This is a genomic window from Acinetobacter sp. CIP 101966 (assembly GCF_000369725.1).
GTDB classification, from domain to species: Bacteria; Pseudomonadota; Gammaproteobacteria; order Pseudomonadales; family Moraxellaceae; genus Acinetobacter; species Acinetobacter lwoffii_Q.
Window position 1 is genome coordinate 326,278 of sequence record NZ_KB850160.1, and the last position, 22,855, is coordinate 349,132.

General features: G+C 40.0%; 23 protein-coding genes and 2 pseudogenes. 11 read left to right on the forward strand and 14 right to left on the reverse strand.

Features of this window, described 5'->3' with window-relative positions:
• Positions 1 to 6 precede the first annotated feature (6 nt).
• Positions 7 to 1,173: an MFS transporter gene (locus F891_RS07550; RefSeq protein ID WP_034439381.1), complete on the reverse strand. Its 1,167-nt coding sequence runs from the start codon at positions 1,171 to 1,173 to the stop codon at positions 7 to 9.
• Between the two features lie 378 nt (positions 1,174 to 1,551).
• Between F891_RS07550 and F891_RS07555 the strand changes: the two genes are divergently transcribed.
• The 3 genes and pseudogenes from F891_RS07555 to F891_RS07565 all read left to right on the forward strand — a co-directional run bounded on the left by F891_RS07555 (position 1,552) and on the right by F891_RS07565 (position 4,925).
• On the forward strand, positions 1,552 to 2,691 hold the full coding sequence (locus F891_RS07555) for a catalase family protein (protein WP_004280191.1): 1,140 nt from the start codon (positions 1,552 to 1,554) through the stop codon (positions 2,689 to 2,691).
• 159 nt (positions 2,692 to 2,850) lie between these two features.
• Positions 2,851 to 4,063 (forward strand): annotated as a pseudogene (locus F891_RS07560) (alpha/beta hydrolase family protein).
• A gap of 226 nt (positions 4,064 to 4,289) precedes the next feature.
• On the forward strand, positions 4,290 to 4,925 hold the full coding sequence (locus F891_RS07565) for an SOS response-associated peptidase (RefSeq protein ID WP_005263028.1): 636 nt from the start codon (positions 4,290 to 4,292) through the stop codon (positions 4,923 to 4,925).
• Positions 4,926 to 4,965: 40 nt separating this feature from the next.
• Here F891_RS07565 and F891_RS18070 read toward each other — a convergent pair whose 3' ends face one another.
• Both F891_RS18070 and F891_RS18540 read right to left on the reverse strand, forming a co-directional pair.
• Positions 4,966 to 5,106 carry a hypothetical protein gene (locus F891_RS18070; protein ID WP_005263029.1) on the reverse strand — a complete coding sequence of 47 codons (141 nt, stop codon included), beginning with the start codon at positions 5,104 to 5,106 and terminating at the stop codon, positions 4,966 to 4,968.
• Positions 5,107 to 5,317: 211 nt separating this feature from the next.
• Positions 5,318 to 5,502, reverse strand: a pseudogene (locus tag F891_RS18540) (type II toxin-antitoxin system HigB family toxin); the annotation flags it as partial.
• Positions 5,503 to 6,716: 1,214 nt separating this feature from the next.
• Between F891_RS18540 and F891_RS07570 the strand changes: the two are divergent.
• Complete coding sequence (locus F891_RS07570; RefSeq protein WP_005263030.1) at positions 6,717 to 7,058, forward strand: hypothetical protein; 342 nt, start codon at positions 6,717 to 6,719, stop codon at positions 7,056 to 7,058.
• A 103-nt stretch (positions 7,059 to 7,161) separates the two neighbouring features.
• Here F891_RS07570 and F891_RS07575 read toward each other — a convergent pair whose 3' ends face one another.
• Positions 7,162 to 7,398: a hypothetical protein gene (locus tag F891_RS07575; RefSeq protein WP_005263031.1), complete on the reverse strand. Its 237-nt coding sequence runs from the start codon at positions 7,396 to 7,398 to the stop codon at positions 7,162 to 7,164.
• Between the two features lie 333 nt (positions 7,399 to 7,731).
• On the opposite strand from F891_RS07575, the gene F891_RS07580 reads away from it, so the two are divergent.
• Positions 7,732 to 8,433 carry an IS1 family transposase gene (locus F891_RS07580; RefSeq protein ID WP_004282344.1) on the forward strand — a complete coding sequence of 234 codons (702 nt, stop codon included), beginning with the start codon at positions 7,732 to 7,734 and terminating at the stop codon, positions 8,431 to 8,433.
• Between the two features lie 381 nt (positions 8,434 to 8,814).
• On the opposite strand, the gene F891_RS07585 is transcribed toward F891_RS07580, so the two are convergent.
• A complete protein-coding gene (locus F891_RS07585) occupies positions 8,815 to 9,045 on the reverse strand; it encodes a hypothetical protein (protein WP_004646792.1) in 231 nt (76 codons plus the stop codon).
• A 265-nt stretch (positions 9,046 to 9,310) separates the two neighbouring features.
• Here F891_RS07585 and F891_RS07590 point away from each other — a divergent pair, with 265 nt between their 5' ends.
• Both F891_RS07590 and F891_RS07595 read left to right on the forward strand, forming a co-directional pair.
• Positions 9,311 to 9,787 (forward strand): CinA family protein, encoded by a 477-nt coding sequence (locus F891_RS07590; protein WP_004280184.1) that lies wholly within the window; start codon positions 9,311 to 9,313, stop codon positions 9,785 to 9,787.
• Positions 9,788 to 9,888: 101 nt separating this feature from the next.
• Positions 9,889 to 10,509 carry a hypothetical protein gene (locus F891_RS07595; protein WP_005100825.1) on the forward strand — a complete coding sequence of 207 codons (621 nt, stop codon included), beginning with the start codon at positions 9,889 to 9,891 and terminating at the stop codon, positions 10,507 to 10,509.
• Positions 10,510 to 10,576: 67 nt separating this feature from the next.
• Here the strand turns inward: F891_RS07595 and prpC are convergent, their stop codons facing one another.
• On the reverse strand, positions 10,577 to 11,716 hold the full coding sequence (prpC, locus tag F891_RS07600) for a bifunctional 2-methylcitrate synthase/citrate synthase (RefSeq protein ID WP_005100827.1): 1,140 nt from the start codon (positions 11,714 to 11,716) through the stop codon (positions 10,577 to 10,579).
• Positions 11,717 to 11,720: 4 nt separating this feature from the next.
• A complete protein-coding gene (gene prpB, locus F891_RS07605) occupies positions 11,721 to 12,605 on the reverse strand; it encodes a methylisocitrate lyase (RefSeq protein ID WP_005100829.1) in 885 nt (294 codons plus the stop codon).
• Between the two features lie 230 nt (positions 12,606 to 12,835).
• On the opposite strand from prpB, the gene F891_RS07610 reads away from it, so the two are divergent.
• The 4 genes from F891_RS07610 (at position 12,836) to F891_RS07625 (ending at position 15,955) form a co-directional block, all read left to right on the forward strand.
• Complete coding sequence (locus F891_RS07610; RefSeq protein ID WP_005263032.1) at positions 12,836 to 13,483, forward strand: TetR/AcrR family transcriptional regulator; 648 nt, start codon at positions 12,836 to 12,838, stop codon at positions 13,481 to 13,483.
• 113 nt (positions 13,484 to 13,596) lie between these two features.
• Positions 13,597 to 14,517: an ornithine carbamoyltransferase gene (gene argF, locus F891_RS07615; RefSeq protein ID WP_004280178.1), complete on the forward strand. Its 921-nt coding sequence runs from the start codon at positions 13,597 to 13,599 to the stop codon at positions 14,515 to 14,517.
• A gap of 77 nt (positions 14,518 to 14,594) precedes the next feature.
• The gene (locus F891_RS07620; RefSeq protein ID WP_005263033.1) at positions 14,595 to 15,341 is read left to right on the forward strand and encodes an IS5-like element ISAba31 family transposase; all 747 of its coding nucleotides are present in this window, start codon (positions 14,595 to 14,597) and stop codon (positions 15,339 to 15,341) included.
• A 140-nt stretch (positions 15,342 to 15,481) separates the two neighbouring features.
• Positions 15,482 to 15,955 carry a hypothetical protein gene (locus tag F891_RS07625; RefSeq protein ID WP_004280177.1) on the forward strand — a complete coding sequence of 158 codons (474 nt, stop codon included), beginning with the start codon at positions 15,482 to 15,484 and terminating at the stop codon, positions 15,953 to 15,955.
• Between the two features lie 104 nt (positions 15,956 to 16,059).
• Here F891_RS07625 and F891_RS07630 read toward each other — a convergent pair whose 3' ends face one another.
• The 7 genes from F891_RS07630 to rpiA all read right to left on the reverse strand — a co-directional run bounded on the left by F891_RS07630 (position 16,060) and on the right by rpiA (position 22,779).
• Positions 16,060 to 16,413, reverse strand: a complete 354-nt coding sequence (locus F891_RS07630) for a YnfA family protein (RefSeq protein ID WP_004646786.1) — start codon at positions 16,411 to 16,413, stop codon at positions 16,060 to 16,062.
• Positions 16,414 to 16,504: 91 nt separating this feature from the next.
• Entirely contained in the window at positions 16,505 to 18,781 is a 2,277-nt protein-coding gene (gene clpA, locus F891_RS07635) for an ATP-dependent Clp protease ATP-binding subunit ClpA (protein ID WP_005100836.1), read from the reverse strand.
• Positions 18,782 to 18,790: 9 nt separating this feature from the next.
• A complete protein-coding gene (gene clpS / locus F891_RS07640; protein ID WP_005263035.1) occupies positions 18,791 to 19,204 on the reverse strand; it encodes an ATP-dependent Clp protease adapter ClpS in 414 nt (137 codons plus the stop codon).
• Between the two features lie 18 nt (positions 19,205 to 19,222).
• On the reverse strand, positions 19,223 to 19,972 hold the full coding sequence (locus tag F891_RS07645) for a DUF6776 family protein (RefSeq protein ID WP_005263036.1): 750 nt from the start codon (positions 19,970 to 19,972) through the stop codon (positions 19,223 to 19,225).
• A gap of 77 nt (positions 19,973 to 20,049) precedes the next feature.
• Positions 20,050 to 21,105, reverse strand: a complete 1,056-nt coding sequence (gene argC / locus F891_RS07650; protein WP_171066355.1) for an N-acetyl-gamma-glutamyl-phosphate reductase — start codon at positions 21,103 to 21,105, stop codon at positions 20,050 to 20,052.
• Positions 21,106 to 21,288: 183 nt separating this feature from the next.
• Positions 21,289 to 21,969, reverse strand: a complete 681-nt coding sequence (locus F891_RS07655; protein ID WP_004646782.1) for a M48 family metallopeptidase — start codon at positions 21,967 to 21,969, stop codon at positions 21,289 to 21,291.
• Between the two features lie 138 nt (positions 21,970 to 22,107).
• Positions 22,108 to 22,779 carry a ribose-5-phosphate isomerase RpiA gene (gene rpiA / locus F891_RS07660; RefSeq protein WP_004279784.1) on the reverse strand — a complete coding sequence of 224 codons (672 nt, stop codon included), beginning with the start codon at positions 22,777 to 22,779 and terminating at the stop codon, positions 22,108 to 22,110.
• Between the last annotated feature and the right edge of the window lie 76 nt (positions 22,780 to 22,855).

A 22,855-nucleotide genomic window follows, 5' to 3' on the forward strand; every position in this document is an offset into this window, starting at 1 on the left:
ATATTTTCAAGCCTGTTTTTGCAGTTCGACTTTATTTGGCAATCCGAAAATCAGTAACAAGCCAAGCAAAGTCGATACTGCAGCAGCGATAAAAATAGATGTGCCGCCGACTTGATCCCAATAATGCCCAGCCAGAATACTGCCACTCGCCACGCCAACGCCCCACATCGTGCTATATAGCGCTTGTCCACGTCCTTGCTGCCCTGCAGAAAAATTCTGGAAAATCACTCGCATCGCAATCATATGAAATAAACCAAAACTTAAAGCGTGAATCGTTTGAGCAAAAAACTGTGCCATGAATGAAGCAGGAAAGACCCCGACGATGAACCATCTTAATCCGGTCATCAATAAGCATAACGTGACCAGATGGCGCCATGACCAGCGTGTCAGAAAGAACGTCGCATAGGCAAACATGATGATTTCCGCAATGACCCCGACTGACCAGAGCAGCCCAATCTGGCTGGTGCTAAATCCCGCCTGACTGAGATAATTGCTATAAAAACTATAAAACGGCGCGTGTGAAAATAGCAGAATCAATTCGATCAGGAAAAAACTATACACCACTGGGCGTTTGAATATTGGCCATAGGGGCTCGAGCTGTTTCTGGGCGGTAGGTGCCGTCGTGGGCTCTTTAATGGTAAATGACCAGAGAAAAGCCAGAAATGAAATACACAGCAACAAGACTGGCAACATGCCGATGCTAATAACTTCAAAGACGGCGCCCAAGCCGAATACACCGATAATAAAGCCGACAGATCCCCATTTTCGTACTTTGCCATACAGTTCTGCTCTTTTTTCTCCGAGCCAGAACAAAGTCACGCCTTCAAACTGTGCCAGAATGGCATTCTGAAAGAAACTGAAAATCAGCATCAGTAAAGCTACGGACTGAAAGCTATTGGGAATAATAAAAATCATGAACCAGATACAGGCTTCCATCCAGGTGGCAATACGCACCAGCAACATACGTTTACCGGATTTGTCTGCAATCCAACCCCAGATCAACGGCGCAAAGAATCGGGTAACAATCGCAATAGAAGATAAAATGCCGATTTCCTGATAATTGAAGCCTTGATCTTCAAGATACAGACTCCAAAAAGGCATGAATGCTCCAACAATCGCATAGTAAAAAAAGTAAAATCCACTGAGTCTATGCTGGATTGCTAGAACTGGCATTGATTTATATATCCTAATATTTTCAAAATGTTAAACTCAATAAATTTCTATAGCACTGTATTCGACGACTCTTGATTTTGCTACGAGCATCTTGCATTAGTCTAAAAATAAATTTTCATAAGTTTATGGATAAATTTTGCTAAAGTAAAAAACTCTGTGTGGAGTTAAATTAAAGTAAGAACATAAATCGGCTTCTATATTGAGCACACGATAAAGAGTGGAAACATTTTAGAAAGGAGTATGGAGGGACTTAAAATCTAGAGATCAATAATCATACAGACATTCTCATTATTTTATGGCTAAAGTATGTCCAAAGAATTTTCAGATCATAGGCTAAAAATTAAAACTAACTCTAGCTTTATAGCAAGGAGAAAATCAATGCCTAACTTTATAAGACCTCTATGCTCGGGTCTAGCCTTCATCCCTCTAATGGCAATAAGTATTTGTAATGCTACATATGCTAACGCCTCCCCTATAGCATCTAACTCTCCAAAAGATGATATTCATCCCAATATAGATCGTCATTTAAGTGAAAGTCTTTATCCTGATGAAGCAAACATAACTGAAAAAATCGCAGATATAATTGAGATATCTATTCGGAAAGAGTATTCCACAGGTATCGCGCTACGTGATGCCCATCCCAAAGCACACGGTTGCGTACGCGCAGAATTCAAAGTAGATGACGCTCTTCCCAAAAACTTGGCTCAAGGTGTTTTTCTTCCGGGAAAAACATATCAAGCCTGGATTCGTTTCTCTAATGGGTCTAAAAATGCCCAACAAGCAGATATTAAAAAAGATGCCCGTGGCATGGCGATAAAACTTTTGGGAGTACCGGGAGAAAAGCTTTTAGATGATGAAACCTCTACTCAAGATTTCATTATGATCAATCATCCTGTCTTTTTTGTGAATGATCCAGTCCGATATATGTCATTTATGCAAGATATAAATAGCGATAGATTTTTCAATAAGCTCCATATTCCTTTTGCATTAGGAGCTAAAGGAACCTGGATTGCCTTAAATACGAGAAATAAAATTTCTAATCCTTTGCAAACTAGATATTGGTCTATGGTGCCCTATCAATTAGGAATAGGCACTGATCGTCAAGCTATAAAGTATTCAGCTCAAGCATGTTCGACAGTGACAGATCCTCTTCCACATGCTCCGCATCATAATTTTCTAAGAGAAAAATTGCGCAAACATTTGCAAAAAAGTGAAGCATGTATGGAGTTTCTGATACAGCCTAGAACATCAAACACCATGTCAGTCGAAGATTCCATGACTGAATGGCAAGAAAGTGAGGCGCCTTTTTACAAGGTCGCAACTATCCGCATTCCTCAGCAAGTTTTTGATACACCTGAACAAAACAAGTTTTGTGAAAATCTCTCTTTTACACCATGGCATACACTACCGGAGCACAAACCTCTGGGAGTAATAAACCGAATGCGAAAAGTGATTTATGATCGTATTAGTGAGGTTAGACATGATATGAATTCTACTCACAGATCAGAACCACATTAAAATATAAGTGCTTATATGAAGTTATTAGCTAAACTAAAATAACCTGTTGTACTGCTCATTCGCCTTAACTTAAAAGCTTTAGTTTACAAACTCTGTGCAGAGTTAATTTAGAAACATAAATAAAGCTGCTACATTAAAAATGACATTATAAAAAGGAAAATGGTTTCAGCGATGAAAATTAAATCTCCTATTATTAAATTAATCATGAGCTGTTTATGTTCAGGTTCAACATATGCAATAGCCTCTCCTCCACTTCCCGATAACAGCAAAATCCAAGCATCTCATATTTCGGAAAAAATACCGGGTACAATATTATCTATACAAGAACAAAATACTGATCTGTTTACGAATGCCTCACAACGTTTCTTAATTAATTATCGCAGTCGTGGCACAAAATCCGAGCCTATCGTCACTTCAGGCTATATCTTGTTACCTAAAGGCAAATTCCCTAAAGATGGCTGGCCTGTTCTGGCTTGGGCGCATGGTACAACTGGCGTTGCTGATACATGTGCACCCTCTGGGGATTATGTGGGCGGGAGTCCATGTCTATCAGCAAATCGCTGCTAAAGCATTGAAGGCCTGGCTCGCTCGCGGCTATGCAGTCGTTGCACCTGATTATCAAGGTTTAGGCACTCCGGGCGGTCATCCTTATATGAATGCGCGAAGTCAGTTGCATACTGTCGTTGATGCTGTACGAGCGATCCACCATTTAAAGCCTTATAGCTTTAGTAAAAATTGGTATGTTATGGGTCATAGTCAAGGAGGTGCAGCATCTATTAAAGTTGCAGCATCCGGTCAAAAAGATGCGCCTGAATTTAATCTTCGTGGGGCAATTGCACTGGCACCAGGCAGTTATCAATATGAAGGAATCGCTGAATATGTTGCCAGCAATTCGCAAATCACGACTAATGTCGCCGCATTTTTTCCAATTGTGCTTTTAGGAGCAGAGGCTGCAGATCCGCTGCTTGCTCCAGCAAATTTAGTGAGCCCAGAAATGGGAGAAATTCTTAATCATGCACGCAGTCGCTGTTTGTCAGAATTACAATCTGACCTAAAACAAGCACCTAAGACTGTCTTTAATTCAAATGTAAATCTGGCACCTTTGACCAATTATTTAAAAGAACAGTCTATTGAGAATATGAAACCGACTGTGCCAGTTCTGCTGGTACAAGGTGAGAAAGATCAACTGGTCGATTATCGTGGTACTTATGCTTACTACCAGCAGGTATGTACAAAGCAAAAATCTATCGTATTCCATCTCGTCAAAAATGGAGATCATCGTGATTCCTTAAGACAGAGTGAATTTCTGATTGGAAACTTTATCAATTCAGTTGGACAAGGAAAAGCTTTGAGCACCTGCCCTACAAAATAACTTGGTGAGCTTTTGCATTTAATCATTAAAAACGCAAATATTTTAATCTTCATATTTATAGAATAGTCCTTTAAAGGAATACTATTCTATAAAGAGGATAAACTGATATTAATCCGTATTCTTACTTTCTGTTAAAACTATACTTACGATTTCGAATTGTTTTGAGCCCATCATTTTTATACTTTAATTCTTTAGCAAACAATAATTAGAATGAAAGAGGTTATTTATGTGCTCGAACTATGAATTCCCCTCAAAAAAACGTCTTTCCTTATTAGATATTCATGAAGATCAACTCGAACTGGAAATAAAAAGGCATGTTTATCCTTTAGCGCCTGCTCCAATCATTATGCGCGGTGCTGACGAGTTTGAGCTGGATATCGCACGTTTCGGACTGATTCCAGTCTGGGCGAAAGAACTAAAATATAGCCGGCATACCTATAATGCACGGACTGAAACAGTCGCATCCAAACCGAGTTTTCGACATGCCTGGAAAAACAACCAGTTTGCTTTAGTACCGGTCGATACCTTCTATGAACCTAAATATATAGACGGTAAACCGCACTGGTTTGGTATTTCACGTGAAGATGGCAATCCTTTTACCGTAGCGGCAATTTATGATGACGCACACATTGATGGTGAGAAAATCAGATCATTTTCGATGCTAACCATAAATTCAGATCAACACCCCTTTATGAAACAGTTTCATGACCCGAATGACGAAAAACGCTCAATCATTGTGATTCCGGAAGAATCACGACATGACTGGTTGCACTGCGATCATGAACAAGCCCATGAATTTTTCTTTGAAATGAAAGATGAATTTATTGCAAAGCCTAGAGATCAAGGTTTATCGGGAAATTAAAAAGCCCTAAACCAAGTTAGGGCTTCGTCCATATGAAAAGCTATTTTTGCTCTCTCAATGGATTTTCTGGTTCTGCATTGGGTTTTTTCTCTGGTTTGACATGCTTATAAGATGCCTGATTCCCTTTATCATCATTTGATTCTTTATGCGGATTTGATTCTTGCTCTGTGTTATTTGTCATATGCATCTCCTTCATACTTCATATCTGTATTAAGAAATAAATATGACATCTGCTGCTAAACATCAATGTTATTTATGTTGCACATTCAGTTTTTTTAAAAGACAAACTTTCCTTCAAGTGCTCTTTTACATTTCACAATTCCTGAAGTCCATCTGAGCAAATAAGCTGTTCAGCCTGATCGTAGATGGTACAGCAAAGAATATGAATTCGCGTGCGAGCCGATATCGAATACATGAAATTTTCTAACCTGATCCACTGCCGGAAAAGTCTTTTCATCTCAGCAAAACCTTTAGGATGATTGGCCTTAATTATTCCATACCAACCATCTAATGCTGTTTCAGCCTATGACCACTTTTGAATTGCTTCAAGAATTCGAGCATGGGTGATCACACGCATAAATTTTATGGTATTCCAGTTCTAAGCAGCTAAGAATTTATCAAAACGTAATCCTATTGAAATGATTCTTTTATAAAGTATTCCTTGTGAGAAATTATGTTTAGATCCAAAAATTTCATCAGTAAAGAAAAACCCCGCCAACTGATGATTGAACGGGGATTGATCTTCATTAAGATGTCTGATGATTTGGCACATTATTCAATATTTTTCAAGCAATCACGACACTGTTTGACCTCATCATGGTCACACGTGTAGTTAATTTCAGTCGCACCATGAAGACCAAATAAACAAAATATAAATTGCATCATGTTTTTCTCCTAAGTGTAAAAAGCTCAATCTAGGATCAAGCTCTATTGCTTTAAATATAGAATGATTCAATATAAAATGATTGGATCAGCGATCTAGAACAACTTCAGTACTCAGCTCTGTTTAGCCTTTAAGTAAAATTGAAGCTTTTGGGGCTAAGTTCGTACAGGCTCTTCAGCTTGAGTCGTCTGATCCTTTTTACAATGATCACTTTTACAATGCTTGCTGCTCATCATCTGACACATTTTCTCTTTGCAAGATTTAAAACAACAGCCGACCATCACGCCCATGCCAAATGCGCATATACATCTCATCATAGCTTTGTCCTGTCTTTTCGTGAAAAGAGATATATAAATAACATCTATTCATGTATCTCTCCTGAGGGAATTTTCAGGCTTTATGTTGTGTATGAAAACTTATGTGAAAGAGAATGAGCAAAAAATACAATCAGCAAAGAAAAAACCAGATTTAAGACGGAAAAGAAAAAGCCTGTTTAACTCTCCTAAATTAAACAGGCCTTATAATGTGCTGATTTTTAATTATTTTCATTAAGTTCTTAGAATGACGCCAAGATATCACTAGCCATGCAGCCAATCTGTGTAGGATATATAGATGCAATGTTTCAAAATATGAAAAAACCATTACTTTTGTTAATTAAATGACTGTAATTTATCCAAAAATCTTTTTAATGAACAAATAAGACGATTAAACAACCAAAACCTAAGAAGAATTGCTAAACCTATAAATGAGAATAGGTTAATTCAGATTTGTAGGAGAAAATTCCTTATTTCAGTCAATATCGGATGTTATGAATGTTCAATGTCTCATAAAGTTTATAGATCCCTGCTTTCTTTTTAGTCATTTCTCTCTATAATTTTTCATATGAGCAATAACAATATTTTGGCAGCATGAAAAATCGCATACTAATTACTTTATTGATGATTCTGGCAATAAGCGGCTGCCAAAAACAGCAAGCAGAGAATTCAGCCGAGGCTGCTGCAAATATTAAAGCGCAGTTTGAACAGTCAGATAATCAACTGAGTGCTTATCTGGACAAACTCGACTCTTCAACAATTAGTCTGGAAGAAAGAACACGCATCCTGTGTGAACAATATCCTAAAGAATATAAAAATAACTACATGCCTGCTCTGCTAAAACTTGCACCCAAGGAATATACAGAAAAAGAGTTGCTCACAGACCTAGACAATGCCTTGAATTTCTACAAGCTAAAAGCCAATATTCAGTGTTAATAAATACTTAGTCTAATCGTGCAATGAAATATAAAAAACCGCCTGATTCAGGCGGTTTTTTTATGAAGAGCGTAAGTCTTAAACAGAATTAACACTGCGGTTTTCACTGATCTTGTTGCTGTTGGTTACTGTTTTGCTGTGGCTGTTGTTGCTGTTGGCCTTGCTGGTTTTGTTGCTGATTGCGCTGCGGCTGCTGTTGTTGCTGCTGCTGGTTATTTTGTTGCTGATTTGGGTTTTGCTGGTTGTTTTGTTGACGCTGCTGATCTTGATTGCGTTGTTGATTTTGCTGTTGCTGTTGTTGCTGCTGTTTCTGTTGGTCTTGCTGTTGATTATTAGCCATGGTGGTATTCCTTACTATTTGCTTTAAATTAAAAGCCGATAGGTTTCGACTTAATATCCACTCTACGCATTTTTTAGATTTCGCCAACCTTTAACCTGTTACAGATTAATTCAATGTAAAAAATAGTAAGATAAGTACTTGAAGTGGAGATTAATGCGCAACATAAATTACCTGATATAATGCAACAGAAACATAATGAAAGATTATATAGGTCAAAAATTTATTATCCAATAAAAGGAATAACTTAAGTCCTATTTCATATATATGAAATTTTGGTGGTGTATCAAAAAGTATGCTAAAAAAAAGCAGGTTGAATTTTGATAAAATAGAGAAATGCAAATAACTCTAGAAATCAAATGTCCAACCTGCCTCAGTGACAGTATAAAGAAAAATGGCATCAAAGTAGATGGGAAACAAAACTACCAATGCAAAGACTGCAAACGTCAGTTTATTGGTGACCATGCTCTGAGCTATCTAGGATGTAATTCTGGCATTACTCGTAAAATATTACAGTTAATGGTCAGAGGCAGCGGTATACGAGATATCGCTGAAGTTGAGCGCATTAGTATCGGTAAAGTCTTACGGACTTTAACTGAATCGGCCTATCAAATTCAGCCTAAACAAAGTCATTATGAATCTCTCGAAGTAGATGAATTCTGGACTTTTGTTGGAAATAAAAATAATAAACAATGGCTTATTTACGCCTACCATCGAGAAACAGGTGAGATTGTTGCTTATGTTTGGGGTAAGAGAGATTTAGCTACAGTCCAAAGGTTGAAGACAAAGCTTAAACAATTAGGTATTCACTACACCCGAATTGCAAGTGATCATTGGGATAGTTTCATCACTGCTTTTAAAAACTGCAAGCAAAGTATTGGTAAGTTTTTTACTGTAGGAATTGAAGGTAATAATTGCAAAATAAGGCATCGAATAAGGCGTGGTTTTAGAAGAAGTTGTAATTTCTCCAAAAAGCTTGAAAACCATTTTAAAGCCTTCGACTTAACCTTCTTTTACATCAATAATGGCTTCATTTAATGTCAGCATACTTTTTAAAACACCACCGAAATTTTTAATAAAATTTAAAAATCGTTATCAAATAGAACCAATTAATACCTATATTATTGATATCTATTAATATATAAAAATCAATCTAAATCTTCTATATTTTTAAAAGATTAAACAAAATATTAAAAATCCAATTTTTTTGAATATTCTTAATTGTAAGGAAATACGATACTTAACATGACCTCACCAATAACACTTAAGCTGTTTCGAATTTATCTTGACTTTAAGTTAAATATTTTTAGCTATTAATCTGGTATTAACTTAGGTCAAATCATTGTTTGTAATTATATTTATTAATCTATTTATAATGAATAAGCCTCTTTAAAAGAGGCTTATTCTATTCAGTTTTTATTAGATATTGACTACTTTGACGATAATCGTTTGAGTATCTTCCTGCTCTTCGGCCAGATACAAACGTTTAAGCTCTTTGCTTTTCACTTTGAACTGCAAATTCTGATAAGAAATCGTGCTTGGTATCTGATCAAAATATTGACCATCAGCGTCAATTTCTTCCTGAAATAATGGTGTACCCAATTGATAGTCAAGACTTTTTAAGACTACATATTTTACTGTGGTTTTCATTCCAACACCCTACTTTCACTAAGCACTTTATTTTTATTTTTACCACTGTTCCGCCTGAGAAGAAACCTCTATTTTTGAAAATAGCCCAAACTTTAACCACTCAGATTTTGCGATCAGGTCAACATGAAATTACACTGATCTATGAAAAAAATTTTAACTTTCATAAAAATATAAATATAAATATAAATATACTTGGAGTTGATCGACAGAAAAAAATCTGTCTAGATTGATCTAAAATCACTCCCACAAAGAAAATATAGAGACTATGATAAAAACCTGTTGCGGCTTACTCGAAGAGAAAAACATAAAAATTGCCTTTATCGAAAGCGCAAGTTCTGGATATCTCAGTAGCCAGTTCTCCATTTGTAAAGGAGAAGGTGCCGAAATTCTGATTGGTGGTTTGATCTGCTACGATGTAAGTGTCAAGACTTCAGTATTGGGCATTTCCAAGAATCTGATCAATAGTCATACTGCGGAATCTATGCCGGTAACGGTTGCTCTGGCGGAAGCAGGTAAAAAAATGTTCCGTGATGCTGACTGGATTATTGCCTGTACAGGATTGCTTAAACCAGGTGGTAGCGCGACACCAGAGAAACCGGAAGGGACTTTTTTTGTGGCCATTAATGATGGCACGCAAATCCATCAGTTCCAGTATTATCTCAAAGGCTCGCCACTTGAACGCCTTAATAAACTGTCAGCTGTGGTTGCACATGACATGATCAATCTATTGAATAACAGCTAAGCTTTCAAAGTTACTATGTAGCCTGAATAAGCTTCATTATTTCTACCGTATTTTAAGATAGATTGGCATGATCAAATGCCAATCTATTTTTTGAGGGTGGAATGACCATGAATATTAAAACCGCACTGCTTCTGCTCCCTCTGAGCTTGCCCAGTCTGGCTTTCGCTACTGTAGGCGGCCCACAAAATATTGAAGTTCTAGGCTATGAAGTCAAAGAACAGAAGCTTTATATCATGCGTCATTATCTTGATGGTCGTGGACGCTTGCCTCAACTGTATTATTATAATTTTAAATCCCAAAAACCAAATCAACTGGTTCAGGTCAATTCCTTATATATCAATCCTAAAACCAAGCGCATCGATTATGATCAAGACAGTCGCAAGTTTGATCAGGACATTGCCAAAATCAAAAAACGTTTAGTTCCATTAAATCCAATTCAAAAATCAAAGCCACAGCTTAAGGTGTTAAAGACAACGAAAGGTAGCGCGCCTGCCTGGCATGATCCTCAGGAAAAAGTGCCAAAATGGACCTATCAATATCAAGTAAAATCCAGCTTACAAAAAAGTCCGGTTCAGCAAGCAGTCAGTTATCAGCAAGGCTTGAAAATTAGCCAGGCCTATAAAGTTCCGAAACAGAATAAAACCCTGGTAATAGTAAAGTATCTGGGTATTCCTTTTGAAACAGGTTATAGCATTGAAGATCCGGCACTGTTAAGTCGATAACAGAATTCACTAAAAAAAATAAGGTCTCAATTGAGACCTTATTTTTTATTTTTACTACAGAAACAGATTAAGCTGCGGTAGAACGTTCAGCGATTGGCACTACTTTACGCAGTTCAGGACCGGTATAGTCCGCGCTTGGACGGATAATACGGTTGTCTGCACGCTGTTCCATCACATGCGCTGCCCAGCCTGTCACACGCGACATGACAAAGATCGGGGTAAACAGCTTAGTTGGAATGCCCATGAAATGATAGGCAGATGCATGGAAGAAATCCGCATTACAGAATAATTTCTTCTCACGCCACATGACTTCTTCACAGCGTACAGAGACTGGATACAGTACCGTATCACCGACATCTTTGGCCAAACGCTCAGACCAGACTTTGATAATGCCATTACGCGGATCATTGTCCTTATAGATCGCATGACCGAAGCCCATGATTTTTTCTTTACGTTCCAGCATGCCCAGCATTTCACGCTCAGCTTCTTCTGGTGATTTCCAGTTTTCAATCATGTCCATCGCAGCTTCGTTAGCACCACCATGTAAAGGGCCACGCAAGGAACCGATTGCACCGGTAATACAGGAATGCATATCTGACAGCGTTGATGCACACACACGAGCGGTAAAAGTTGAAGCGTTAAATTCATGCTCTGCATACAGAATCAAGGAAACATTCATCACCTGTTCATGTAATTCGTTTGGCTTTTCACCATGTAGTAAATGCAGGAACTGTGCACCGATTGAATCATCGTCAGTATTTTCTTCAATACGCACGCCGTCATGGCTATAACGATACCAGTAACAAATGATTGTCGGCAAAGTTGCCAAAATACGGTCTGCGATATCCTGTTGATGTTCAAACGACAGCTCAGTTTCAAGATTGCCCAGCATAGAAACGCCTGTACGCATCACATCCATTGGATGCGAGTCGGCAGGAATACGCTCAAGGACCTCTTTTAATGCCTGAGGTAAAGTGCGCAAGGATTTCAGTTTGGCTTTATAGGCTGCCAATTGCTCTGATGTCGGCAATTCTCCGAAGAAAATCAGGTAAGCGACTTCTTCAAACTGGCAATGTTCAGCCAGATCCTGTACGTCATAACCGCGATAGGTCAGGCCTGCGCCACTTTTGCCTACTGTTGAAAGTGAGGTTTTACCTGCCACTTGTCCGCGCAATCCTGCGCCAGTGAGTACTTTTCCTTCAGCCATTTTTTTAATTCTCCTGTTTAAACAGTTTATCTAATGTGTCTTCGAAGCTGTGATAATCTAAAAATTCGTAGAGTTCTTTTCGTTGTTGCATGATATCCAGCACATTTACCTGAGTACCATGTTCGCGCACCGAACGCATCACTTCAAGTGCAGCTTTTTGCATTGCACGTGTCGCTGACAATGGATACAGCACCATGCCAATACCCTGCTCACCCAGTTCATCTACCGTATAATAGGGTGTATCACCAAATTCGGTAATATTTGCCAAGACTGGAACACCGACCGCATCACACACTGTACGGTACATGGTGATATCGGTCATCGCTTCAGCAAAGATCGCATCTGCGCCCGCTTCAACACAGGCAGAAGCACGGTCAATCACGGCTTGCAGGCCTTCTTTTTGCAGCGCATCGGTACGCGCCATTACCACAAAGTTTGAATCGGTTTTCGCATCTACAGCCGCTTTGATACGATCGACCATTTCCTGCTGCGATACGATTTCTTTATTTGGACGATGACCACAGCGCTTCTGTGCAACCTGATCTTCAATATGAACCGCAGCGGCTCCTGCAGCAGTCATCTGTTTGATCGTGCGGGCAATATTTAATGCACCGCCCCAACCGGTATCGATATCGACCAGTAAAGGTGTATCCACACGCTCAGTGATCCGGCGTACATCTTCAAGAACATTATCTAGGCTGGTCATGCCCAGATCAGGCAAACCATAAGAATAATTCGCGACACCCGCACCTGATAAATAAATGGCTTTATAACCGACCTGTTTGGCCATCATGGCAGCATAGGCATTTACCGTGCCCATAATTTGCAATGGTTTCTCGACTTCAAGCGCTTGTCTAAATCTTAAACCTGCAGACATTTGTTCTGTCATCTTCCTTTTCCACAGTCTTGGCTATAATTATTGAAATTCGAGTATACTCATTTGGCTTGCTCATTCCATAACCTGATAGAACAAATACTCTAAAACTTTAGTCAAATTTTTAAGTTTTGCTTTACCTAATTAGCAAATAGCGCACTTATCTGGCGCAATTATGAAATATGTGCATATATTTGCTATGATGGCGTTTCAATCTCTATTGACATGTTGATGTACTATCTCCTATGCAAGACCTCGCCCTAGAACCGCTCGCCAAAGATCTGCCACAGACCAAACGTGGTCATGAGCGTTGTATTGCGCTGCTGATCAGTGCAACCGAGCTATTTCTGGAACGGGGTTATGATGTTGTGTCTCTGGATGATATCGTCCAGCATGCCGGTGGCTCTAAAGCCTCTATTTATAAGTACTTTGGCAATAAAGAGGGCTTGTTTAAAGCCATCTGCGATTATCGTCGTATCAAGTTTTTTGAAGATATCAGTATTCCGATCGAACTGATGGCACTGGATTTTCGTAGTTATTTAGTACACACGTTGCTTAATTTTTATCACCAGATCATGCAACCTGAAAATTCGGCCTTTATGCGTCTGGTGCTGGAACAAAGTCAGCGCAATCCGGAACTTGCTCAACATATTCATGAGCGAGGCCCGGTGCATGTGCAAAGTGCCATTGCCACGGCTTTAGAACAGGCAGATGCGCAAGGTTTATTGCATTGCAAAAATCCACAATATTCGGCGCAGCTGTATTTTGGTATTTTGCGCAATCTGGAATGGCGTATTCTGATGGGAATTCCGGTACAGGAAGATGATCAGGAAATCGACAAATACATCAGTTATTGTGTGGATCGCTTTTTAGACGGTCATCAAAAAGTCTAGTTTTTTTGCATTTTTCATTGCTTATAGTATATTAGCCGATTCCGTATTTTTTCTTAAACTAACCAACAACTGATTGTTGATCGAGTTTTTCGGCAATTATTGTGGAGTAACGAATGGCTCTCCGTCACTTTCTCACCTTACGCGATTTATCAACTTTAGAACTTAACCAGATTTTGCAACGCGCAATTGAGCTTAAGCGCAAACAGCATAACAATGAAGTGTTCCAACCATTTGTTGGTAAAGTGATGGGCATGATTTTTGAGAAATCGAGTACCCGTACGCGTGTTTCGTTTGAAGCTGGCATGAGCCAATTTGGTGGTAGCGCGATTTTCCTGTCTTCACGCGATACCCAGTTAGGTCGTGGTGAACCGATTGAAGATTCTGCACGTGTGATTTCAAGCATGCTGGATATCGTGATGATCCGCACTTTCGGCCATGATATCGTGGAGCGTTTTGCATCTTATTCAAAAGTTCCAGTGATTAATGCTTTAACAGATGACCACCATCCTTGCCAGCTACTTGCTGACATGCAGACTTATGTAGAGCAACGTGGCTCAATTGAAGGTAAAACTGTTGCCTGGATTGGTGATGGCAACAATATGTGTAACTCTTATATTGAAGCTGCACATATGTGGGGCTTTAATCTGAAAATTGCAGCGCCAAAAGGCTATGAGCCACAAGAAAAATTCCTGTCTGAATTCGCGCATTGTGTGGAACTGGTTCCTTCTGCTGAAGATGCAGCGGTGAATGCTGACCTGATCGTGACTGATGTTTGGGCAAGCATGGGGCAGGAAGAAGAGCAGAAGATCCGTGAAAAAGCCTTTGCAGATTATCAGGTGAATGAACGCCTGATGGATCTTGCACATCCGGATTGCTTGTTTATGCACTGCTTGCCTGCGCATCGTGGCGAAGAGATTTCAGAAAATCTGCTTGACCATAAAAATGCTGTAGTTTGGGATGAAGCAGAAAATCGTTTGCACGCGCAAAAAGCCTTGGTTGAATTCCTGATTAATGAAAATCTGAAAAAAGACTAGGGTGTGTTGACACTTTTAGTTTAAAAAAATAGCGAAGTAGTAAAATCAAATCGCCAAACCCAATTTTACTATTCGCTATGCCTCGTACCATGCTGACAGATCAACACTGGCAAAAGTTGAAAGTTATTCTGCGTAATTTATCCATTCACCACAACTCAAATTTACGCAATTTTATTGAAGCTATTCTCTATAGAATTAGAACAGGCTGTCCGTGGCGAGATATTCCTTGTTGTTTTGGTCATTCAAACTCTATTTTCAAACGTTTTAATCGTTGGTCAAGCAGCGGTAAGTTACTTAGATTATTCAAATTACTAGCCTCATGCCCCGATATGGAGTGGATTTTTATTGATGGCTCTCATGTACGTGCTCATCAACATTCTGCCGGTATAGCGAATCAATCTATTTCTAAAAGTGTAGGAGCAAACTCCTCAAAAATACATTTGATTGTTGATGCAGATGGCAATCCTATTGATTTCATGATTACCGATGGAACCACACATGATGTTAAAGTTGCACCTGATTTAATATCAACATTAGATTTAAAAGAGACAAAAGTGGTATGTGCAGATAAAGGCTATGATTCAGAACCACTGCGTGAACAGATCAGGAAAACAGGGACTAAAGCGAATATACCAAAGAAAACAAATAGCCAATCGAACAATGACCATATGGACTGGTGTTTATATAAAATCAGGCATTTAGTTGAAAATATGTTTTGTAGATTAAAGCAATTTAGAGGAATAGCTACTCGATATGACAAGCTCAAAAGAAATTATCAAAGTTCTGTTGCTTTAGCCTGTATATTTTTATGGCTACCTTTATAGGGTTAATTATGAACAGTAAATGTCAACAGACCCTAATTTTTTAAGATGAATCTTCACAAATTAAGCACCAATCTCTGGTGCTTTTTTTGTCTCAGCTCTTATAATCGTTGTTGAAATGGAATAAAAAGTGATTTTATACAATGCAAAAAAAATATTGGATTTTGGCACTCTTGGCAGGTTTTAGCAGTGCTGTCTTACCGGTGCATGCTTCTGAATTTGACCAATATCTTCAAGAAAAAAATATTATTGACAGCAAATTTAAAATTCAGAAAAAAGCTGAACTGAATGAATTACTCGCAGTGCTCAGTGCAGAAGATTCCAGAACTTTACCGTTGCAGATTGATCAAAATACGATTATTGAACAATTACAGTTAAGTGCCAATAAAACCACACTGAAAGGCATGATCATCACGCCCGATTTTAGCCAGTTTGAAAAAGACCTAGGGCGCAAAGAAGTGATGAAAGTCATTCGCAATAATCTGCTCAATAATTGTGAAATTTTCTTTGAACATCGCTATCAAATTGCGAACCCATACAAGGTTGAACTCAGCCTGAACTCGCAGACACAAACCTATAAAACTGATATTTCCCAGAAAGATTGTAAATTAAAATAATCTAACTAAATAAGACATCAAGTTTGATTTGAAATTAAAAAATCCAAAAACAAAAAAAGGTAGCTGTGGCTGCCTTTTTTAATAAGGTTTACTGTTATATCTTGCTAACGCACCAAGCCTTGCGGCTGCAAAATAATAATCAACGCGCCCAGTATTACCACCATGCCACCAAGTAGATCCCAACGCGATAGAGTCACTTGATCAACGAAGCGCAACCACATTAGCGCTGAAAAAATATAGATACCACCATAAGCGGCATAGATCCGTCCTGAAGCAGCTGGATGCAAGGTTAACAGCCAGACAAAAGCCGCCAAAGCCAGAGCTGTCGGAATCCATAACCAGTGGCTTCTCCCCTGATTTAAAATCAGATAGGGAAAATAACAACCTAAAATTTCCATCAATGCCGTGACTAAAAACAGTAAAAATGTCGTGAACAGCTTGGTAACTTGAATATCCATAATTTATCTTTTAAATGATATGAATTTGATAATTTAAAATATGAGTGCATAAAAAAACCCGTGCAGGCACGGGTTTAATCTTTTTCGTTCATTAGGCCGGTTCAGCAGTCTGGTCTTCAAAAACTTCAAGTTTTAAGCCAACCGCTTTACCATTTTCTTTTTTCACCGATACTGCAACATTGCCGCCATTTTCAGCCAGTTCACCAAACAGGATCATCTCAGCCAGCGGTTTTTTCAGGTGTTCCTGAATCAAACGTTGCATTGGACGTGCGCCCATTAAACGGTCATAGCCATGTTCTGACATCCATTCACGTGCACTTTGATCCACTTCCAGCATGACTTTTTTGTCATCCAGTTGTGCTTGAAGTTCAGTCAGGAATTTATCCACGACATTTTCAATAATGCTGCTTGGCAATGCCTTGAACTGAATCACGCCGTCGAGGCGGTTACGGAATTCTGGTGAGAAGGCTTTCTTCATCGCTTCCTGATTATCGTTACTATTATCCTGTTCCATAAAACCAATGCTGACACGAGAAATACTTTCCGCACCAATATTGGTGGTGAGTACCAAGACCACGTTACGGAAATCAGATTTACGCCCGTTGTTATCAGTCAATGAACCATGATCCATAATCTGCAATAACAGGTTAAACACATCTGGATGCGCTTTTTCGATCTCATCGAGCAACAGTACACAATGCGGATTTTTATGAATCGCATCGGTCAATAACCCACCCTGATCAAAACCGACATAGCCCGGAGGTGCACCGATTAAACGAGACACCGCATGGCGTTCCATATATTCCGACATATCAAAGCGAACCAGTTCTACACCCATCTGTTTCGCCAGCTGCTTGGTCACTTCGGTTTTACCGACACCCGTTGGGCCTGCAAAGACAAAACTACCTACAGGCTTGTCTGGAGATTTCAAACCGGCACGTGACAGTTTAATCGCAGATGCCAAGGCCTCAATCGCTTCATCCTGACCAAAGACCACACGTTTCAGATCGCGCTCAAGATTTTCCAGCACGCTCTTATCATCTTTAGAAACAGTTTTTGGTGGAATACGCGCAATTTTAGAAACGATATCTTCAATATTTTCTACGGTGATCAAACTGTCGTCTTGTTCAGCTTTGAGACGGCGCTGAGCACCGGCCTCATCAATGACATCAATCGCCTTATCTGGCAAGAAACGGTCGTTGATAAATTTTGCAGAAAGTTCTACCGCAGACACCAAAGCTTGATCGTCATATTCCACATGATGAAAATCTTCAAACTTCGATTTCAGACCACGTAGGATATCAATAGTTTCAGAAATAGATGGCTCGTTCACATCAATTTTCTGGAAACGACGTGACAAAGCATGATCTTTCTCAAAGACCTGGCGGTATTCCTGGAAAGTGGTTGAGCCAATGCAACGTAAAGAACCATTTGCCAACGCCGGTTTGATCAGATTCGATGCATCCATGGTACTGCCCATACTCGAGCCTGCACCAATAATCATGTGAATTTCATCAATAAACAGCACTGCTTCAGGTTTCTTTTTCAGCGCATTTAAAAGCTGTTTCAAGCGTTTTTCAAAATCACCGCGGTATTTGGTTCCTGCTACCAAAGCACCAATGTCCAGACTGAAAATTTCAGCATTTTCCAGTGGTTTTGGCGCTTTACCATTGACGATTAACCAAGCAAGACCTTCAGCAATTGAGGTTTTACCAACTCCCGGATCACCGACAAGGAGTGGATTGTTTTTACGACGGCGGCAAAGGATTTGCGCGGCACGCTCGATTTCTTTTTCACGACCAATCAGTGGATCGGTCTTGCCTTTTTGTGCTTCAACATTCAGGTTAGTGGTATAAAGTTCAAGTGGACCTGAACTTGCTGAAGATGCTGATTCGCCATCTAGGTCTTCGATTTCTTCTTCAGACTGTACATCTTCTTTACGGGTACCATGAGACAGGTACTGAGTCAGGGTCAGACGGTTAATTTGATGACGTTTCAGCAGATAGACTGCAAATGAGTCACGCTCAGAATACATGGCAACCAGAATATCAGCACCTTCTACAGTACGATCGCCACCGCTTGATTGCACGTGAAAAATCGCGCGTTGCAAGATCCGGTCGAAGCTTTCTGTCGGGTGTGGTGCCTGATCACTATTTTCACCAAGTTTAGGGGTATGTTGTTCTACGTACTCTTCTAATTCCTTACGCAACACGATGATGTCGGCACCACATGCTTTCAGGGCATTCACGGCGGAATCGTTGTCAAGCAAGGCTAACAATAAATGTTCTACGGTCAGGAACTCATGTCTCTTTTGACGAGCCATGCTGACAGCCAAACGTAGTGATACTTCTAATTGACGACTGAGCATGTAACCCCCTTAATCTTTAGGCTCTATTTGGCAAAGTAACGGATGACCTTGTGATCGAGCATAATTATTGACTTGGTTCGCTTTGGTCTCCGCAATGTCTCGAGGATAGACCCCAGCTACACCCTTTCCTTCATAATGTACAGTTAGCATTACTTGTGTAGCTTGGTCAAGATTCATTGCAAAGTATTGTTGTAAAATTTCAATTACAAACTCCATCGGCGTATAGTCGTCATTTAATAAAACAACGGCATACAACGGTGGACGTTTCAGTTCTGGCGGTGCAGTCTGTACAGCTAGGTCAGAATGACCGTCTTCAGAGGGTTCATTTGCTAAACGTGGGCTGATATGCCAATCAACGATTCCAGACTCATTAAAAGAATTTTTAATATCACTTAAACACATTTGACGTTTATTGCTTGGCATAAGATTTATATTTCACACTTAATTTGCATTTGCTTCGGTTTTCGGAATTTCTGACAAGGTGGCAGACTGATTTTCGACTGCTTTGCCCTGTTCCCAACTAAAACGACGAATCACAGGCTTGACACCGGTGAGACGCACTTCAATAAATTCTGGTTTAAAGCCTTTCGGCATGGTCCAGCGGCCAGTGAGTCGCTCATAATTTTCAAAATTAAAGTTTTTATCTTCCAGTGGCACCACCAGAATTTCAGTCCCTTTAATCAGGCGCAATTCCACACTACCTGAGGCACGACTTTTGCCTGGACTGACCTGAACCAGATCAATCTGATATTCAAAGGCATTTTCCGGCAAAGGTTTAATCGACAGGTTTTGAACCGCCAATGCCAAACCACCACGCTGACGCAAGATCTCGCGATAAATGGTTCCCACACTTTCGGCCTGCACCTGTTCATCACGTGCCTTGGTCATGGCCAGATACAGATCATTGGCATTACTGACCGCCAGATCACGCTCCTGAACCGCAGTATTCAGCGTCTTGTTCAGTGTTTCCAGACTGGCTTTCTGAGTCTGTACCACATCGACCAGTTGCTCTGCATCCGCATCATAACCCGCCGCAGTCAAACCCTGACGATGTCCTACGGTATATCCGAGTACGCCACTGCTTAAGATCAATACAGCCGCACCAATGGCTAAGGGCGTATTGCCTTTCATGAATGGTTTCTTAGTACCGGGTTCCTGAGGAAGCGTCGTATTTGACTCGTTATTCGGCATTTTGATCTCTTGTTTGCTTTAATCAAGACACACATTTAAATGCAAATCTAAATGTGTGTGAAGTTCTAATACGTTTTTTATGGTAATAAACCAATATTATTTAAGCCAGCGTCTTCAGCAAAACCAAACATCAGGTTCATGTTTTGCACAGCCTGACCTGCTGCGCCTTTTACCAGATTGTCTTGTACAACCAGGATCACCAGTTTCGTTGGCTGTGGCTTATACAAGGCAATACGCAACTGATTCGCTCCACGCACTGAACGCGTTTCTGGTGAACTGCCTGCCGGCATGACATCGACAAATGCTTCATTGGCATAGAACTGCTCATATAGCGCTTGTAAATCTGCCGCTTGCCCTGCTTTAGTTAAATCGATATAGATGGTCGACAACATACCACGAATCATCGGCACCAAATGCGGTACAAATAAAATATGATCAAACACATTTTTTTGACCTGAAATATTTTCCAGTGCTTCGACAATTTCAGGGTGATGACGATGACCTGCTACACCATAGGCCTTAAAGTTATCGGCATTTTCAGCATAAATCATGCCCAGACTGGCTTTACGTCCTGCACCTGATACACCAGATTTGGCATCAATAATAATGCTTTCAGGTTTCACCAATGCTTCAACCGCTTTTAAAACTGGCGCCAAACCTAACTGAACTGTGGTTGGATAACACCCCGGATTCCCGATCACATTGGCTTTTTTAATCTCTTCACGATTCAATTCAGATAAACCGTATACAGAATCTTTTAACAGTTCTGGACATGCATGTTGCATGCTATACCATTTTTCAAACTGTTCAAGATCTTGTAAACGAAAATCAGCAGCTAGGTCGATCACTTTTGTATTTGCAGCAACCAGCTCTTCGGCATGTTTCATTGCGACACCATGCGGCGTTGCAAAGAACACCACATCGCATGATTTTAATAAATCCAGACTTAAATCGGAAAATTTAAGATCGGTATGCCCGCGCAAGCTCGGGAACATGTCATCTACACGACGGCCTGCTTCAGTACGTGATGTCAGTGCTGTTACATTTACATCTGGATGTCGTAGCAAAAGACGCAAAAGTTCAACGCCTGTATAACCCGTACCACCCACAATACCCACTGAAATCACGATGATTACCTCAAATAAATGTTTCCTTTATACAGCCTAGTATGACAGGAAGTTGAGGTTTTCTAAACCATTTCACTGGGGTTTGCTGGTTTTTTAATTGATCAGTAGGATAAGTCCGATTTTGATCATGAAACTTTTAATTTGCTTAGGCTATTTCAATAGAGTTATATGGACTTATTAATTATGGTTTTAGGCACCCCACCAATATGGCAACGGCGTATTTTTCAGCGTTATACGATGCTGCTGGAAATGCTGATCATGCTTAGCAACTTCTGCCCAAAAGCGTGGACTATGATCAAAATGCTTTGTGTGTACCAGTTCATGGACAGCGACATAATGCGTGACCTCTTCAGGAAATAATACTAGCGCACTATTCAGCATAATGTCATGTTTGGCCGAACAACTGCCCCACCGGGTTTTAGGTTGTCGAATACTGCAGTTTTTAAAAGGCAAATGACATTGCTGTGAGACAAGATTTAAATATGAAGGAAGCTGTTCTTTTGCGTAGGCAATCACGAAAGTTTTTAAATATTCTTCAGGATGTCGGTCACTGATGCAAAGCTGTAAATTTTTATGATCAAAAATGAAGTTGCTCTTCTGGCTTTGATAAGAAATTTGTACAGGTTCTTTTAGATTAAATAACCGCAGCTCAATCGGTAACGTCCGGTCAATATTTTCGATTTTTTCTTGCTGGGATTGCCAGGTTTTAATCAGCCAGCTTTCAGATTGTTCAATAAAATGCCGTATCTGTTTTTTGCTGCAAAAAACCGGGGCTGTGAGGCGAATCTGGGTCGCATCGACACGCAAACGTAACCGGGTTGAACGGACATTTCGGGTGATTTGGATTTCGGGTAGATCGGATAAGGTCATTATAGTTTTTTTAATCTCCCTAACCCCCTCTTTTTCAAAGAGGGGCTTTTAAAAGTCTCCCTTCTTGCACTTGTTTTAAAGCAGTGCTTCAAAACTTCGCTCAGGGAGATTTAGAGGGATTTTTTCTAGAAAGTTTAATTAAACCGCTGTACGCTCTTCAATTCCGTTATCAGTCGCGACAATGGCGATATCTGCTTTGTTGATCGCAAAGATACCGTTACATACCACGCCCGGAATATCGTTTAAGGTTTTTTCCAGTTCAAGTGCATTTAGAATATTCAGGTTGTACACATCTAAAATCACATTACCGTTGTCAGTGACCACACCTTCACGGTACGCAGGATCGCCACCTAAAGATACGATTTTACGCGCGACTGCAGAACGCGCCATTGGAATCACTTCTACAGGAAGCGGGAACTCACGCCCTAATTGTCCAACCCATTTAGAATCATCCACGATACACACAAATTTTTTCGCAATAGAGGCAACAATCTTTTCACGTGTCAGCGCTGCACCGCCACCTTTGATCATATGCATATGACGATCAATTTCATCTGCACCATCAACATAAGCATCCAGACCACTGACAGAGTTCATATCTACCACTTCAATGCCGAGTTTTTTCAAGCGTTGTGCAGTTGCTTCTGAACTGGCTACCGCAGCTTCCAATTGCAGCTCAGGCAATAAGTCAATTAAAAAGTTTACAGTACTGCCTGTACCTACGCCTAAAATGCCCCCTTTTGGCAAGTGTTTTAAAGCGGCTTTGGCTGCTGCTTGTTTTTTCTCATCTTGGGTTGCATATAGACTCATGGCTTCACTCAACTATTTTGGACTTTTGCAGCTTTTTTAAACCGCAAAGCCGTGTGGTTTGTTACAATAAGCCCCT